This window comes from Desulfosarcina sp., assembly GCF_041551955.1.
Classification (GTDB): Bacteria; Desulfobacterota; Desulfobacteria; order Desulfobacterales; family Desulfosarcinaceae; genus Desulfosarcina.
Genome location: NZ_JBFELV010000093.1, coordinates 1 through 14,276, shown reverse-complemented (window position 1 = coordinate 14,276; position 14,276 = coordinate 1). Strand labels below are relative to the sequence as shown.

General features: G+C 55.4%; 12 protein-coding genes. 5 read left to right on the top strand and 7 right to left on the bottom strand.

The window, feature by feature from the left end; genetic code table 11:
• The first annotated feature begins 269 nt into the window (after positions 1-269).
• Together dut and ABYV26_RS09445 are read left to right on the top strand one after the other, a co-directional pair.
• Positions 270-695 (top strand): dUTP diphosphatase, encoded by a 426-nt coding sequence (gene dut, locus ABYV26_RS09450; RefSeq protein ID WP_372680377.1) that lies wholly within the window; start codon positions 270-272, stop codon positions 693-695.
• Positions 696-697: 2 nt separating this feature from the next.
• A complete protein-coding gene (locus tag ABYV26_RS09445) occupies positions 698-1,516 on the top strand; it encodes an MBL fold metallo-hydrolase (RefSeq protein ID WP_372680375.1) in 819 nt (272 codons plus the stop codon).
• Positions 1,517-1,605: 89 nt separating this feature from the next.
• Here ABYV26_RS09445 and ABYV26_RS09440 read toward each other — a convergent pair whose 3' ends face one another.
• From ABYV26_RS09440 to lpxC, 7 genes are all read right to left on the bottom strand, one after another.
• Positions 1,606-2,511, bottom strand: a complete 906-nt coding sequence (locus ABYV26_RS09440) for a selenium metabolism-associated LysR family transcriptional regulator (RefSeq protein WP_372680373.1) — start codon at positions 2,509-2,511, stop codon at positions 1,606-1,608.
• A 3-nt stretch (positions 2,512-2,514) separates the two neighbouring features.
• Positions 2,515-2,997, bottom strand: coding sequence for a pantetheine-phosphate adenylyltransferase (coaD, locus tag ABYV26_RS09435; RefSeq protein WP_372680371.1), 483 nt, complete (start codon positions 2,995-2,997; stop codon positions 2,515-2,517).
• 66 nt (positions 2,998-3,063) lie between these two features.
• Complete coding sequence (rsmD, locus tag ABYV26_RS09430) at positions 3,064-3,618, bottom strand: 16S rRNA (guanine(966)-N(2))-methyltransferase RsmD (protein WP_372680369.1); 555 nt, start codon at positions 3,616-3,618, stop codon at positions 3,064-3,066.
• Positions 3,615-4,958, bottom strand: a complete 1,344-nt coding sequence (locus ABYV26_RS09425) for a sigma-54-dependent transcriptional regulator (protein ID WP_372680367.1) — start codon at positions 4,956-4,958, stop codon at positions 3,615-3,617. Before ABYV26_RS09425 ends, rsmD begins: the two co-directional genes overlap by 4 nt.
• A gap of 14 nt (positions 4,959-4,972) precedes the next feature.
• The gene (locus ABYV26_RS09420) at positions 4,973-7,213 is read right to left on the bottom strand and encodes an ATP-binding protein (RefSeq protein WP_372680365.1); all 2,241 of its coding nucleotides are present in this window, start codon (positions 7,211-7,213) and stop codon (positions 4,973-4,975) included.
• A 21-nt stretch (positions 7,214-7,234) separates the two neighbouring features.
• Positions 7,235-7,807: a DUF4390 domain-containing protein gene (locus ABYV26_RS09415; RefSeq protein ID WP_372680363.1), complete on the bottom strand. Its 573-nt coding sequence runs from the start codon at positions 7,805-7,807 to the stop codon at positions 7,235-7,237.
• A 265-nt stretch (positions 7,808-8,072) separates the two neighbouring features.
• Positions 8,073-8,945, bottom strand: a complete 873-nt coding sequence (gene lpxC, locus ABYV26_RS09410) for a UDP-3-O-acyl-N-acetylglucosamine deacetylase (RefSeq protein ID WP_372680362.1) — start codon at positions 8,943-8,945, stop codon at positions 8,073-8,075.
• A gap of 233 nt (positions 8,946-9,178) precedes the next feature.
• Here lpxC and ABYV26_RS09405 point away from each other — a divergent pair, with 233 nt between their 5' ends.
• The 3 genes from ABYV26_RS09405 to ABYV26_RS09395 all read left to right on the top strand — a co-directional run.
• Positions 9,179-10,714, top strand: coding sequence for a YifB family Mg chelatase-like AAA ATPase (locus tag ABYV26_RS09405; protein ID WP_372680360.1), 1,536 nt, complete (start codon positions 9,179-9,181; stop codon positions 10,712-10,714).
• A 75-nt stretch (positions 10,715-10,789) separates the two neighbouring features.
• The gene (locus ABYV26_RS09400; RefSeq protein ID WP_372680358.1) at positions 10,790-12,424 is read left to right on the top strand and encodes an ABC transporter substrate-binding protein; all 1,635 of its coding nucleotides are present in this window, start codon (positions 10,790-10,792) and stop codon (positions 12,422-12,424) included.
• A gap of 38 nt (positions 12,425-12,462) precedes the next feature.
• A partial coding sequence (locus ABYV26_RS09395; RefSeq protein ID WP_372680356.1) for a PAS domain S-box protein occupies positions 12,463-14,276 on the top strand: 1,814 nt, incomplete at its 3' end.

Below are 14,276 nucleotides of genomic sequence, written 5' to 3'. Positions count from 1 at the left end.
TTAGTGAATTTACTCGCAGACGGTTTTAGTTTTATTGGCAAAAGTTAACAAGTTTACTCGCAGACGGTTTTAGTTTTATTGGCAAAAGTCAGGCGATCTTATTGGTACAAGGGGTTGAAAGCCTGACAAGGGAAGAGATTTAGTGTTTTGGAAAAAATAGGGCCTGGCAAACCGGTTTTTAATTTCATTTAACCCGGAAAATCGAGTAACAACAAATCACAAGCATCAAATTTCATATGCACCCTTCGCCATCAATTGATTTTCTCAGGTTGGACCCTGTTAATGATAAGGATATCCCACTGCCCCGCTACATGACTGTCCAGAGTTCCGGCATGGACATCTGCGCTGCGCTGAATGAAGACCTGGTGCTGGCTCCGGGTCGTATCAGCCTGGTGCCCACCGGGTTTGCCATGGCCCTGCCCGACGGCTTCGAAGCCCAGATCCGACCCCGCAGCGGGTTGGCGGTCAAACACGGCATCAGCATTATCAATGCACCGGGAACCATAGACGCCGACTATCGGGGAGAAGTCAAGATCGCCCTGATCAACCTGGGCCCGGAGCCGGTGACAATCAAACGGGGAGACCGCATCGCCCAGATGGTGGTCCAGCAGGTCTGCCGGGTCCGGATCAACGTCGTCGAACAACTCAACGACACCGATCGCAGCGTCGGCGGATTCGGGCATACGGGGCGATGACCATGAAACGATTGCATGAAAAACGGGGGTCGGGCCAAGGCGAGGACTGCCGTTTGTCGGTCAGCGTGTTGGCCAGCGGCAGCCGGGGAAATGCCACTTACATCTCCGATGGTCGCACTGCCATTTTAATCGATGCCGGTCTTTCCGGGGTAGAAATTCAGCGGCGGATGGCACGCAAAGGATTGGATCCCACCAGCCTGGATGCCATCCTCGTTTCCCACGAGCATGCCGATCACATTCATGGCGTGGGCGTTCTTTCCCGGCGGTTTGGGCTGACGGTATACATCAATGATCGAACCCGGCAGGCATCGGGAACCGCGTTGGGCAAGCTTTACGCGTTATTCCCGTTTTCATGCGGCCACGCGTTTTCCATCGGCAGCCTGGCCATCCACCCATTTTCCATCTCTCACGACGCCGAAGACCCGGCAGGTTTCACGATTTCATGCCAGGGGGCCAAAGTCGGTGTGGCCACAGATCTGGGAATTGCCACCGGCGTAGTGAAGACACACTTGCAGGCCTGTGACATCCTGATTCTCGAAGCCAACCACGATCCCCAGATGTTGATCGACGGTCCCTACCCGTGGCCTCTGAAACAGCGCATCCGCGGCCGCAGCGGCCATCTGTCCAATGACGACACCGCCCTGCTGCTGGAAGCGCTTCAGCATGACCGCCTGGCCCATGTGGTTCTGGCTCATTTGAGCCAGGAGAACAATACGCCGGAAAAAGCCAGACAGGCGGTAAAGACGGTTTTAAACGGTGCCAGCGTCAGACTTCATGTGGCCTCTCAGGCAGCAGGCAGCGGCGTCCTGACCCTGCGTTAAGACCACGCGCCAAGGATGGCGTCCCTCGATCGATACGGCAGAGCCGTGCTTCAACGCTTCCATCCGTCACGACCAACCACCTGACGCCGTCAGTCTTTTTTTGTCGGGATCTGGCTGCTGATGAATGTGATGAAGGCCTGGCACAAGGGAGAGCTGCTTCGCTGAGCGTGGTGAGTGAGGTAGAAGGCCCTTTTGAGATTCAGGCCATCGATGGTCAGCGTTTTCAATTTTCCCGCCGCCACATCGTCGGCCACCGCGATGGCCGAGAGAATAGATACCCCCATGCGGTTCTTGATTCCCTGACGGATCGCCTCGGTGCTGCCGATGCGTGCCACCACGTTCAACCCGTTGAAATTCAGACCTGCCTCGGAAAAGCTGGTCTGGATGGATTTGAGGGTGCCCGATCCGGGTTCGCGGATGATAAAGGGCTCGGTAAACAGCTGTTCTGTCGTCACCTTTTTTTTTCCTGACCAACGGTGATCGGTCGCCACTACCAGGCACATTTCATCATCAATCAACTGAGTCTGCAAAATGCTCTTGTTGGTGGACACGGCCCCCACCACACCCATTTCCAGGTCCCCGCATAGTATCGCATCGATGATTCGGCGGGTATCGGCAATGGTGAGGTTGATGTTGACTTCCGGGAATTGTGCGGTAAAGGCGCCGATGATCGCCGGCAACACGAAAGCGCCGGGGATCGAACTGCCGCCCAGATGGAGGCTGCCTTTGACCTGACCCATGAACTCAGCCATGGCGCTGTCCGCCTCATCGCGAAGGGTGATCATCCGTTTGGCGTAACGGTAGAGCAGGCGTCCGGCATGGGTTGGCAGGGCCTCCTTGGACAGGCGGTCGATGAGGCGGCAACTGAAGTGATCTTCCAGATCCTTGATATGGCTGGATACGGTGGGCTGGGAGAGGTGCACGGCCCGGCCTGCCCGCGAAAAGCTCTTCAGGTCCACCACCTTGCAGAAAATTTGAAGCTGCCACAGGTCCATGGCTTAAAAGCCGAATTTGGTTTTGATGCGTTGATTGACGCCGGGTGGCACCATGTCCGAGACGTCGCCACCGAAGCGGGCCGCCTCCTTGATGATGGATGAGCTGGTAAAGATCCACCGCAGGCCGGTCATCAGAAAGACCGTTTCGACTTCCCGGTTGAGCTTTCTGTTCATCAGCGCCAGCTGGAATTCATACTCGAAATCGGACACGGCCCGCATTCCCCGCAGAACAGCGTTTGCTTCCCGTTTCTGGGCGTAGTCCACCAGCAGGCCATCGAAGGTGTCAAATTCGACATTGTCGATGCCTGACATGGATTCATCCAGCATTTCCAGGCGTTCCGCCACGGTGAACAGCGATTGCTTGCCGGGGTTGAGCAGAATGGCGATGATGATTCGGTCGAACAGCTTCAAGCCCCGTTTAGCAATGTCGATGTGCCCGTTGGTAACCGGATCGAAGGATCCGGGATAGATGGCGATACGTTGCATGAAGACTCCCAGCGGTTGAAAAGGGTATAGGGGATCGAATGGGAATGAACGTTTGTCGGGAACGGTCTATAGCATGTAATCTATAAAAGAAACAAGGGTTTTCCCGAATCGGCGCTGGTCAATCAAGACCAGCCCGCCCATGGGTTGGGCGATGGGCTCCCGGCTGCTGTGCTCGATGACCACACGGGCGCCGGTGGTCAGGGCCCCGCAGGACGAAAGTCCAGCCAAGGCGGAGGATATGGCATTGGTTTCATAGGGTGGATCCATGAAGACCAGGTCGAAGGAATCTCGCTCCGGTACCAGGCAGTTGAGATTTCTCAGGATGTTCCACTGGATCACGCGGGACCGATCTTCCAGCCTCAGTTCACGGAGGTTGCGCCGGATGGCCGAAAGAGCCGCCTTGGCCTGGTCCACGAAGACGGCGGATGCTGCGCCCCGGCTCAACGCCTCTATACCCAGGGCGCCGGTACCGGCAAACAGATCCAGCACCTTTTTGGCCTGGACCCCGCCGGCCAGGATATTGAACACGGACTCTTTGATCCGGTCGGCCGTAGGCCGGGTAGCCATGCCGGCAGGAGCCATCAACCGTCGGCCTTTCAATGCCCCGCTGATCACCCTCATCCTTTCTTTCCCGTCATCAGCGAACGTATATATTTGGGCTTCACACCGATGGCCTTTGCCGTTTTTCCCACATCATTGTCGTGGACGGCCAGTTTTTTGCGGACATATTCGGCCTCGAAAGCAATGCGGGCCTGATCCATGCCTTCGATGGCAAAAAGCTCGCTTGCAGCGGTTTTCGGGTCCAGTAGGTTGGCGGGCAGATCTTTGATGGTAATGGTGTCTTTTTGAACCATGATGGCCAATCGTTCGATGAGGTTTTTCAGTTCTCGGACGTTGCCCGGCCAGGTGTATTTCGTCAGGATGTCCAGTGCATTGGCAGCAATCGTTTTGCGCTTCTCACGGTTGGCGGCGGCGGCCTCGGCTAGAAAAATATCAGTCAGGGCAGGAATGTCTTTGGCCCGGTCCCGCAATGGCGGAACATCGATAGGGACCACATTTAGGCGGTAATACAGATCTTCCCTGAAACTTCCATTATCGATCTCCGCCTCCAGATCCTTATTGGTAGCCGCAATCACCCGGACATCCGTTGTCAATACCCGGCCGCCACCCACCCGTTGAAATTTTTTCTCATCGAGGACGCGCAGGATTTTGGCTTGGGTCACCAGGCTCATGTCACCAATCTCGTCCAGAAAAATGGTGCCGGTGTTGGCCAACTCGAACTTGCCCCGTTTTTTGGTGCTTGAGCCGGCAACGGCACCTTTTTCATGTCCGAATAGTTCACTTTCAATGAGCGTTTCAGGAATGGCGGCACAGTTGACATCGATCATCGGGAATTCGGCTCGCGGGCTCAATTGGTGGATGGTTCTTGCCACCAGTTCCTTGCCGGTGCCATTCTCCCCTTTGATGAGCACCCACGATTCGGTGGGGGCAACGTTGGCAATCTGCATCTTCAGCGCCTGCACCGGTTCACTGCCGCCGCTGATGGAGTGCTTCTCGATGGTTTTTTTCCGCAGGTAGCGGTTTTCTTCCTCCAGCCGGCGGAAGTTGAGGGCGTTATTGATGGCAACGATGACCTTGTCGATATTCAAGGGTTTTTCGATGAGGTCGAAGGCCCCCAGTTTGGTGGCTTTGACGGCGGTTTCCACATTGCCATGGCCGGTGATGACGATCACCGGCAGCGCTGCGCTGGTTTTTTTAATCTCTTTCAATGTTTCCATGCCATCGATCCCGGGCATCCAGATGTCCAGCAGCACCAGGTCCGGTGCTTCGGTATCGATCACCTTCAGGGCTTCATAGCCATTGTTGGCGGTGATTACCTCGAATCCCTCGTCGGTGAGCAAGCCGCTGAGGGACTGTAGAATCGAAGGCTCGTCGTCGACGATTAATATGGAGGGGAACATCAGGGTGTCTCCTTTCAAACCGGCAGCTCGATAACAAATTTCGCCCCTTTGGGCAGGTTGTCCTGTACCCGTATCATACCGTTGTGGTCGGTGACAATGGAGTTGACGATGGTCAGCCCCAAGCCCATGCCGGCCTTCTTGGTGGAAAAGTTGGGTTCGAACAGCCGGATTTTGTCGCTGTCGGCGATGCCGGTGCCGTCGTCGGCCACTTCCAGGCGGACCAACTTCAAAATAGGATCATAGGCCGCTGTGATGGCAATGTTACCCTGGTTGCGAACAGCGGCTACGGCGTTGTCAACCAGGTTGATCATGGCTTGTTTTAGCTGCTGGCGGTCAAGGTTCATCCGGGGGATGTCTTCACCGATTCGGATATTGAAGTCGATATCCGGATGGCCCTCGCGGTATAGGGAAACGGTCTCCTCGATGATGGGTGACATCTGGCAGGGCTTGGGATCGGCAGTAGGAAAGCGGGCAAATGTGGAGAACTCATTGACCAGGTTTCGGATCAGTTCGACATGGTCGATGATCATGCGGGTGCACTCGTCGAACACCGGTTCGTTGATACGCTCCGAATACCGCCGTTTGAGTCGTTGGGCGGACAAACTGATGGGGGTGAGCGGGTTTTTCACCTCGTGGGCGATACGCCGGGCCACCTCCCGCCAGGCGGCCATTCGCTGTGCTTTTTCCAGCTCCGTAAGGTCATCGAACACCATGACGATGCCCATGGGGCTTCCTTTTTCATCTTTCAACGCGTTGACATATACGAGAAAGGTCCGTGGTTGTCTGTTTACCGTGGCCCGCAAGGGAATTTCCAGGGTCTGGTCCCGCACCGAGGTGACTCGATCCATGATATCTTCAGCGAACTGGAGGTGCTCGGTGACCAGCAACTCTCCGTAGTGCTTGTCCAAAATGTTTCCGGCCTCGAGACTGAGCATCCGTTCCGCCGACTTGTTGAAGGTGGTGATGATTCCGTTGGCATCCAGCGTGATGACACCGGCGGAGACATTTTTCAGTACGATCTCCATGTACTGGCGCCGCGCCTCGATTTCCTGGTTCTGTTCGGTGAGTTTTCGGGCGGACAATTCCAGCATCTGGCGGCCAGATCTCAGATCTCGCGTCATCTTGTTGAAGGCATCCACCAGGCTGCCAATTTCATCGTCCGCCGCATTGCTGTCGATGGAGACGGTGAGATCCCCTTCAGCCACCCGCCGGGTGCCTGCGGCCAGTTCCATGATCGGAATGGTGATGGTTTTGGCCAGGTAGAAGCCAAACCACACCGCGCAGAAGATCACCAGCAGGGCCACGATCGAAAGGGTGATATAGTAGGTGATCTGGATGGGTTTTTTCAGCAGTTTGATCTGCTGGTATTCGTCGATTCCTCTGGATATGGATTCAAGATTCTCGGCCAGGTCCGGCGGAATAAAAAGTCCCAGCACCACATGGGCGGTGGCCGTCTCAGGAGCGACCCCGAAGGGTACGGTTCCGATCGTTCGGAGCAATTCACCGTCGTTCAGCGTTTCGGTACGGGTGCGCACGTCCCTTTCCCCTGTGTCTTGGACAAAGGCACCGGGGGGGGCCGCCTCCATGGGGATATTTTCCAGATCTTTCCCCAGGGCGTAGGTCAGGCGGTTGTAATTTGCCGAATAGACTTCCACTGCGTCAAGATCGAACTCGCGCTGCACCACCTGAAGGTAATGATTGAGCTCTTTGAGCCTTTCCGGTTCGGTCAAGGCTTTGCGCTGGAGCTGGTAGGAGATCCGTTCCAGGAAAAAGCGCTGGCGGATTTCGTTTTCACGATAAAACTGCTGGCCCACCAGAAGGGATTTCTCCAAGGCCTGTTCCACGGGAACGGTGAACCAGAATTCGATGCTGTTGGTGATAAAGTTGATCGAAAAGAAAAAAAGAATGATGGTGGGCAGCAGGGACAGGGCCACAAAGGCCATGACCAACCGGGATCTTAGCCGGGCACCCATGACTTTTCGGCGCCGGGCGTAGAGCAGCTTCACCAGGTTTCGAAACACCAGAAAGATCAATAGGATCAACAGCAGCATGTTGATATTGATCAGGATGAACATCAAGATGGTGTTGGAAACGGGGATATCCGCGCCGAAGGTGATCACCCGGTTTTCCACCAGGGTGAGTACTGCTACGGCCACGATGATGATTACCGAGAGCACCGCCTCCCGTTTCCGGCGGTTGCGTTCTTCTACCGATAGAATCGGTTTTGGCGTGGGGCTGCGTTTGCCGAATATCATGAGGGCATATGCAAAAAACGGTTAATAGATAAAATCGATGGTATACCAGTCGGTTTCAAAATCCCAGAGGGAGAGAAAAAAAAGGACATTGTGCAGGTAATAGGGCAAGGTTACCCGGCTGAGTTTTGCTTTTGCCTGGATTTGATACTGTTTGCCCTTTTCCAGCAACCCCAGCGGGATCACCTTGAGGCTGTCGATCTCGGTCATGAGTTTTTTGGCTGCATCGAAGGATTGAAGGACCACGGGGCTGTTGCTGTCCCATGAACGGGATACGGCAAATTCTTTTTTTAGACTGTTGTATTTGATGGTGTGGGTGATGGTCAGATCCGCCATTTCTTTGTCTATCCACAGGCTTCGGGTTCGGTAAAGCTGGACGAAGAAGGAGAATGATGTAGGCACGCCATTTTTGACGGCATCCTCCATTTTTTTTGTAAAGGCACCGTCCACCGACAGGTACACCAACAGATCATCCCTGGTGTTGGTGACGATGATGTTGGTGAGCGTGGCATCCTTGGCAATGGCCAATCCACAGACGGACATCAGCAGGAAAACCAGCACCATAAAGGCAGCTGCGCGTTGACCGGAGCGGTTCATGGATGTGCCGCCATAATATCGAGGTTAACTCTATGTGGTCTCAACAATTTCTTTCGGTTCCATCTACGCGTTGATTTCTCGTTTCACCGCTTCCACATACCTAAATATGCCTGGGGGTTAAACGATGCTTTCCCTTGATTTTGAACCGGCATCCGAATTCTCAGGCGGCTACCTAAATAGAGGAAAACAATACGAAAAAAAACATACCGGAACTGCTGTAAAATGGCAAGGTGTTTTGCGGCGGGTGTGCAGACGAGGGACCGTTTCATCCCGGGCGGGTGGTTAGGGTGCAGGTTTCCCAGGATCCTTTCTCCTTGAAGAATTTTTCCAGGAAGGCATGGTTGAAGGCGTGACCGGATTTGTTGGCTACGACATGTCCCATGATGGGCATGCCGATGAGTGAAAAATCACCGATGCAATCCAGTACTTTGTGGCGAACAAACTCGTCCGGATAGCGCAACCCGCCATCGTTGAGCACTCGGTTGCCGTCGATGACCACGGCGTTGTCCAAGGAGCCGCCCCGGGCCAGGCCATAGCGCTTCATCATTTCCACTTCGTGAAGAAAACCGAAGGTCCGGGCCGCACAGATCTCTTGTTCAAAAGTTTTGCTGTCGATGACAAAGTCGCATGTCTGGGTGCCGATGAGCGGGTGATCGTAGGCGATGGTACAGGTAATTCTGAATTCGTCGGCCGGATAGACCGTCACGGACTTGCCGTTCTCTGAGAGGGAGATGGGCTCGTTGACTTTAAAAAAGCATTTGTTCCCCTCTTGGCCAAGAATTCCAGCTGATTTGATCAATTGGGTAAAGGGGCCAGCGCTGCCGTCCATAATGGGCAGTTCATAGGCGTTTACTTCGACAATGGCGTTGTCAATGGACATGCCGGTGAATCCGGCCATTAAATGCTCAACCGTGGATACGATACAGCCTTCGGCACCGATGACGGTGGCCAGGCTGGTGTCCACGACGTTATTGAAGTGGGCGGTAACCCCGGGGTGGCCGGGAAGATCTGTGCGGACGAACCGGATGCCGTGGTTGACCGGTGCAGGCTTGATGGTGAGGCCGACCGTTTTGCCCGAATGAACGCCGACACCGGAGCAGCTCGCCGGCGTGCTGATGGTTTGCTGGTGGTGTTTCATAACTATCTATCCTTTTATCAACCCAACCCACCCTTACCACCAATCGTCTTCAACTGGCAGTGCAAGCTTACCGGCAATCTTAATCACCCGCTTTTATTTTGACAACCATTAAATATTATTCCGTCAGATTTGACGACTGTACAAAACCGTTGTTCTAAACCATAAGGCTTGGTATATTCACGGCTGCGCTAATTTTTCATCAAGTAATCAATTGCTTTCAATGGAGGTAGCCTTTGCTGGCCAGGGTTTTAAGCAGTGCCGTCATCGGCATCGATGCCTATGTGGTGGAAGTGGAAGTGGATATCGCCCAGGGGCTGCCAACCTTCACGACGGTGGGTCTCCCGGAAGCGGCGGTCAAGGAGAGCCGTGAACGGGTCAAATCTGCCATCACCAACTCAGGCTATACCTTTCCGGCGGATCGCATTACGGTCAATCTGGCACCGGCAAACATTAAAAAGGAAGGGACAGGCTTCGATCTGCCCATGGCATTGGGGATTCTTTCCGCCACCGGCATTCTTCCTGCAAAGGCCCTCTCAGATTACCTGTTTTTGGGTGAGCTGTCCCTGGACGGCCGCGTCAAGCCGGTCAATGGTTCCCTGCCCATGGCCATCGCGGCTCAACAGGCAGGATACCGAGGCATCGTGGTCCCGGCAGACAACGGCAAGGAAGCATCCGTGGTCTCGAAGCTTTGTGTTTATCCGGTTCGCAGCCTGGGTCAGGTTGTGGACTTCCTCAGGGGGTTCGGTTCCATTCTTCCGCAAAAGACCGACCTGAAGGCGATATTCGATGATCCTGATCGTTCCGGCACGGATTTCGCCGAAGTGATGGGTCAGGAGCATGCCAAGCGGGCGTTGGAAATCGCTGCCGCCGGCGGCCACAATATCATTATGGTGGGGCCTCCCGGATCGGGCAAGACGATGCTGGCCCGACGGATTCCCACGATCCTGCCGCCCCTGTCCTTTGAAGAGGCCATCGAAACCACAAAAATTTTCAGTGTCGTGGGGATGTTGAACCGGAAACAGCCCCTGGTCACCCGAAGGCCCTTCCGTTCCCCCCATCATACCATTTCGGATGCCGGTCTCATCGGCGGCGGCCACATTCCCAGACCTGGGGAAGTGAGCCTGGCCCACAACGGGGTTCTCTTTCTGGATGAATTGCCCGAGTACAAGAAGAATGTGCTTGAGGTGTTGCGACAGCCGCTGGAGGATCTTCAGGTGACGATTTCCCGTGCGGCGTCCACCTTGACATATCCGTCCAGCTTTATGCTCATCGCTGCCATGAATCCCTGTCCATGCGGTTATTTTGCCGACCCGCGTCACGCCTGCCGTTGCACGGCCCACCAGATCCAGCGCTACCGGTCTAAAATTTCCGGTCCGCTGCTGGATCGCATCGACATCCATGTAGAGGTTCCCGCCGTTGCTTACAAAGACTTAATGGTGGGGGCACAAACCGAACCTTCCGGTGCCATCCGGCAGCGCGTGGTAGCGGCCCGCCAGATTCAGATGCAGCGTTTCAAGCGCACCAAGATATACAGCAATGCCCAGATGGCCAGCCGCCACATCCGTGCCCACTGTCGAATCGGTGATGATGCCCACAACCTCCTGGAATCGGCCATCGACCGCCTGGGGTTGTCGGCCAGAGCGTTCAACCGAATATTAAAGATTTCCCGGACGATTGCCGATCTGGATGCCAGTGGCGGCATCCAGGTCCACCATATTACCGAAGCCATACAATACCGGAGCCTGGACCGCACCCGGCATAATCTCTAATCCTCAACCACGTGGGACAATGAAGCAATCATTGAAGGCTTCCTGGGATCAACCTCATGCTGTGGAGAAGCTGTCTTGAAGACCCCGCTGCTGACGTTCATCTTGCTGTCTGTTCTGCTGCTTCTTGTGCCACTGGCCCAGGCGGATACGCCGGCATCCACAGATGTCTCTTCGGACACCCCCCCCAGCATACTCCGCTTCGGGATCCATGTCAGTGAGATGGGCAACCTGGATCCCCATTTTGCCGCCGGTTCCCAGGATCGGGCCCTGGCGGACATGGTCTTCAACGGGCTGCTGCGTTATCAGCCGGGAAACGCGCCGAAAATAGAACCGGATCTGGCCCAACAGATTCCCGGGTTTGAAATGATCGGTGGCCAGCAGGTGTGGACCGTCAAGCTGCGTAAAGGCATCTTGTTTCATCCCGGTCCGCAAACCGCGGCCTATGAGTTGACCGCTGAAGATGTGGCCTTTTCGCTTAAAAAATCAGCGCGTCGTGAATTTTGCGCTTACGCCGGGGAATACGAGGGCATGACCGTCGTTCCGGTTGACCGATATACGGTTCGCATCATCGTTGAAAAACCGGTTTCCTCGATTCTTTTCCTGCCAAAGCTGACCAACTATGCCGGCGGTTTTATCGTCAGCAAACGAGCCATCGAAGCCATGGGGTACGAACGGTTCAAGCGGCACCCAGTGGGAACCGGACCCTTTATCTTCAGCCAGTACCAATCCGGTGAAAAATTGCTCTTAAGGGCCCACGACGGCTACTTTCGCGGACGCCCGCTCCTCGATGGCATTGAATTCCATTTTATTCCTGAAATCGACCGGCGTGAAGCCGCCTTAAAAAACGGTCGCGTGGATGTGATCATGGGCTCCGGGGAGAAGGGCTGGCCCGAAAAGATGGCCCGCCAACCGGGCATCGCGGTCGACACCCATGGTGTCGGAGAGGTGGCCACCCTCTATTTCAACACCCGCATGAAACCCTTGGACGATATCCGCGTACGCCGTGCCATCGCATGGGCATTAAACCGGGAGGCGTTTTTAGACACTATGAGCAAGCAGTTCGTGGGGAGCGTTTACTCGCCGGTACCGGCCCAGTTTCTTCCTGGCGGTCTCATGAAAGCGGATGCCGAACAACTTCAACTGGCCTATGACCAGGACTTGGCCAAAGCTCGGCGACTGATGGTCGACGCCGGCTATCCCGACGGTTTTACACTGGATTTGGTGACCTCTGAAAAGCGGCTTTACCGAACGTACTATGAAGTCATGCAACGGCAGCTGTTGCCCATCGGCATCGACTGCCGAATTGCCGTCGAAACCCATTCGAACATGCACAAGCGCATTCGGCGGTCCTTGACGCCCCTGGTAATTTATGTCGCCTGGCGACCTAACGCGGATGCCTATCTAAGCCGGTTTTTCCATTCCGACGCCATTGTTCTCCGCGGTGCCAAGCCCGACACCAATTTCTCTCATTACGACAAGGTTGACGCATTGATCGAGGCGGCCCGGCTGGAGATCAATCCGGAAAGACAGACTCAGCTTTGGGTACAGGCCCAGATTCGGATTCTGGATGACATGGCCGCTTTTCCGATCATGTTCACCAAACAGTGCTACGCCCGCAAAACCAGTGTGGATTACGGACACCCCTTGGTTTCCACCATGGCGCTTTACCCCCAGTTTACCGAGAAAACGAGAATGAAATTGAAGCCGTAGACAGCTTCATTCTGCTGGCCGTAAAGAAGGAATGGCTGATGAACACCTATTCCAAAGTCTTGACCACCACGCTGCCGCTGGTTTTTTTGTTGCTTCTCGCCACCGTGGGTATCGCCTATCATTTTTCGCGTACGGCGCTCACGGAATTGGCTGAGACCTGGCTGGACACCCGCCTTTCCGAAGCCATGCAGATTGCTGCCAGCAATGATGACATGCTCCATCGGTATGGCCTGGAGGATATCCCGGCCAGTGTCGCCAAGGCGAAAATGGACGCTGGTGCGGCCATGTCGGCCATCGAGGTTGGCGAACAGGGCTTTATTTTTGCCATTGACCGACGCGGCACCCTGGTCATGCACCCTGATCCCGCCATGATCGGCCGGGATGTGAGCCAGAACACCTGGTTCAAGGCACTTAAGGCGGGAAGAAGCCGGCTGACCCATTTGACGCCGGCGGGCAGGAACCTGGCGATGGTCGACTACTTCGAACCCTGGGAATGGTACATCCTGGCCAGCGACCCCGAGCGCGAGGTGTATGGTGTGGCCAACCGCATGAAGCCTTATCTGCTCTATTTGGGTTTAATCGGATTTTCAGCAATGACAGTGGCGCTGATGCTGTTGACCCGCCGGCTCACAGAGCCGCTGCGCATGTTGACTGTCGGGGCCGAGAAAATCGGCGAGGGCGACCTCGATACCCGCATTGCCATCCGCTCACGGGATGAATTCGGCCGTCTGGCACAGGTGTTCAACCAAACGGCCGGCCAACTTCAGGAGACACTGACCGAATGCCAACAGCGGGAAGAACATTTCCGGTCCCTGATCGAGAATATGTCGGATGTTATCGCCATTTTGGATGCCGAGGGATCCATCTTATATCTGAGTCCCTCCGTCGAACGGATTCTCGGATATCCACCGGATGTCGCGGTGGGTCGGCGGGTCTTTGATTTCATCCATCCCGATGACAAGGAGCAGTCCCTTCAATTGTTCAGCAGCCGCATCCAGTCTGCCGCGATTGAGCCGGCTCCACCTCCACCATCGGAGATTCGTCTGCAACACCAAGACGGCTCCTGGCGAACCCTGGAGGCCACGAGCAAGAACCTGCTGAGCGACCCTGCCGTGGAAGGCATGGTGGTTAATGCGCGTGATGTAACCAAACGCAAAGCGGCTGAAGCCGCACTCCAACGGTCCCACCACCTGTTGGAAGAACGGGTGGCGGCGCGCACGGCTGAGCTGTTCAAAGCCAACGCCCAGTTGCGGCAGGAGATCCAAGAGCGTGAAAAGATGAGCCGGGAAAAAGAAAACCTTCACGATCAACTGCTTCAGGCACAGAAAATGGAAGCCATCGGCACCCTCGCCGGTGGGATCGCCCACGATTTTAACAACCTGCTCATGGGCATCCAGGGCAATGTGGAGATGATGGCGCTGGATATCGGACCGTCTCACTCCCACAGCGGCAGGCTCGATACCATTCGAGACTGTGTGCACAGCGGCGCCCGTCTCACCCAACAGCTGCTCGGATTTGCCCGCTTGGGAAAATATGAGGTCAAACCCACCGACATCAATGCGCTGGTGCGAACCAGCATCGACATGTTCGGCCGGACCCGGCAAGAACTCCGGATTACTCACCGATGTGTGGAAAATGCATGGGTGGTGGAGATAGATCGGGGCCAGATCGAGCAGGTGCTGTTGAACCTGCTGATCAACGCCTGGCAGGCCATGCCCGACGGCGGGAGCCTTCATCTGGAGACCGCCAATGAACTCCTGGACGAGCATCAGGCGGCGCCCCATGGGGTCGAGCCGGGAAAATATGTAAAAGTTACCATCACCGATACTGGGATAGGCATGGATCCTGCCAT

Bases quoted from the DNA above. Each gene is read 5' to 3' on its own strand.
- ABYV26_RS09445 (WP_372680375.1), top strand. From the start codon at position 698: ATGAAACGATTGCATGAAAAACGGGGGTCGGGCCAAGGCGAGGACTGC.
- ABYV26_RS09440 (WP_372680373.1), bottom strand. From the start codon at position 2,511: ATGGACCTGTGGCAGCTTCAAATTTTCTGCAAGGTGGTGGACCTGAAG.
- coaD (WP_372680371.1), bottom strand. From the start codon at position 2,997: ATGCAACGTATCGCCATCTATCCCGGATCCTTCGATCCGGTTACCAAC.
- rsmD (WP_372680369.1), bottom strand. From the start codon at position 3,618: ATGAGGGTGATCAGCGGGGCATTGAAAGGCCGACGGTTGATGGCTCCT.
- ABYV26_RS09425 (WP_372680367.1), bottom strand. From the start codon at position 4,958: ATGTTCCCCTCCATATTAATCGTCGACGACGAGCCTTCGATTCTACAG.
- ABYV26_RS09420 (WP_372680365.1), bottom strand. From the start codon at position 7,213: ATGATATTCGGCAAACGCAGCCCCACGCCAAAACCGATTCTATCGGTA.
- ABYV26_RS09415 (WP_372680363.1), bottom strand. From the start codon at position 7,807: ATGAACCGCTCCGGTCAACGCGCAGCTGCCTTTATGGTGCTGGTTTTC.
- lpxC (WP_372680362.1), bottom strand. From the start codon at position 8,945: ATGAAACACCACCAGCAAACCATCAGCACGCCGGCGAGCTGCTCCGGT.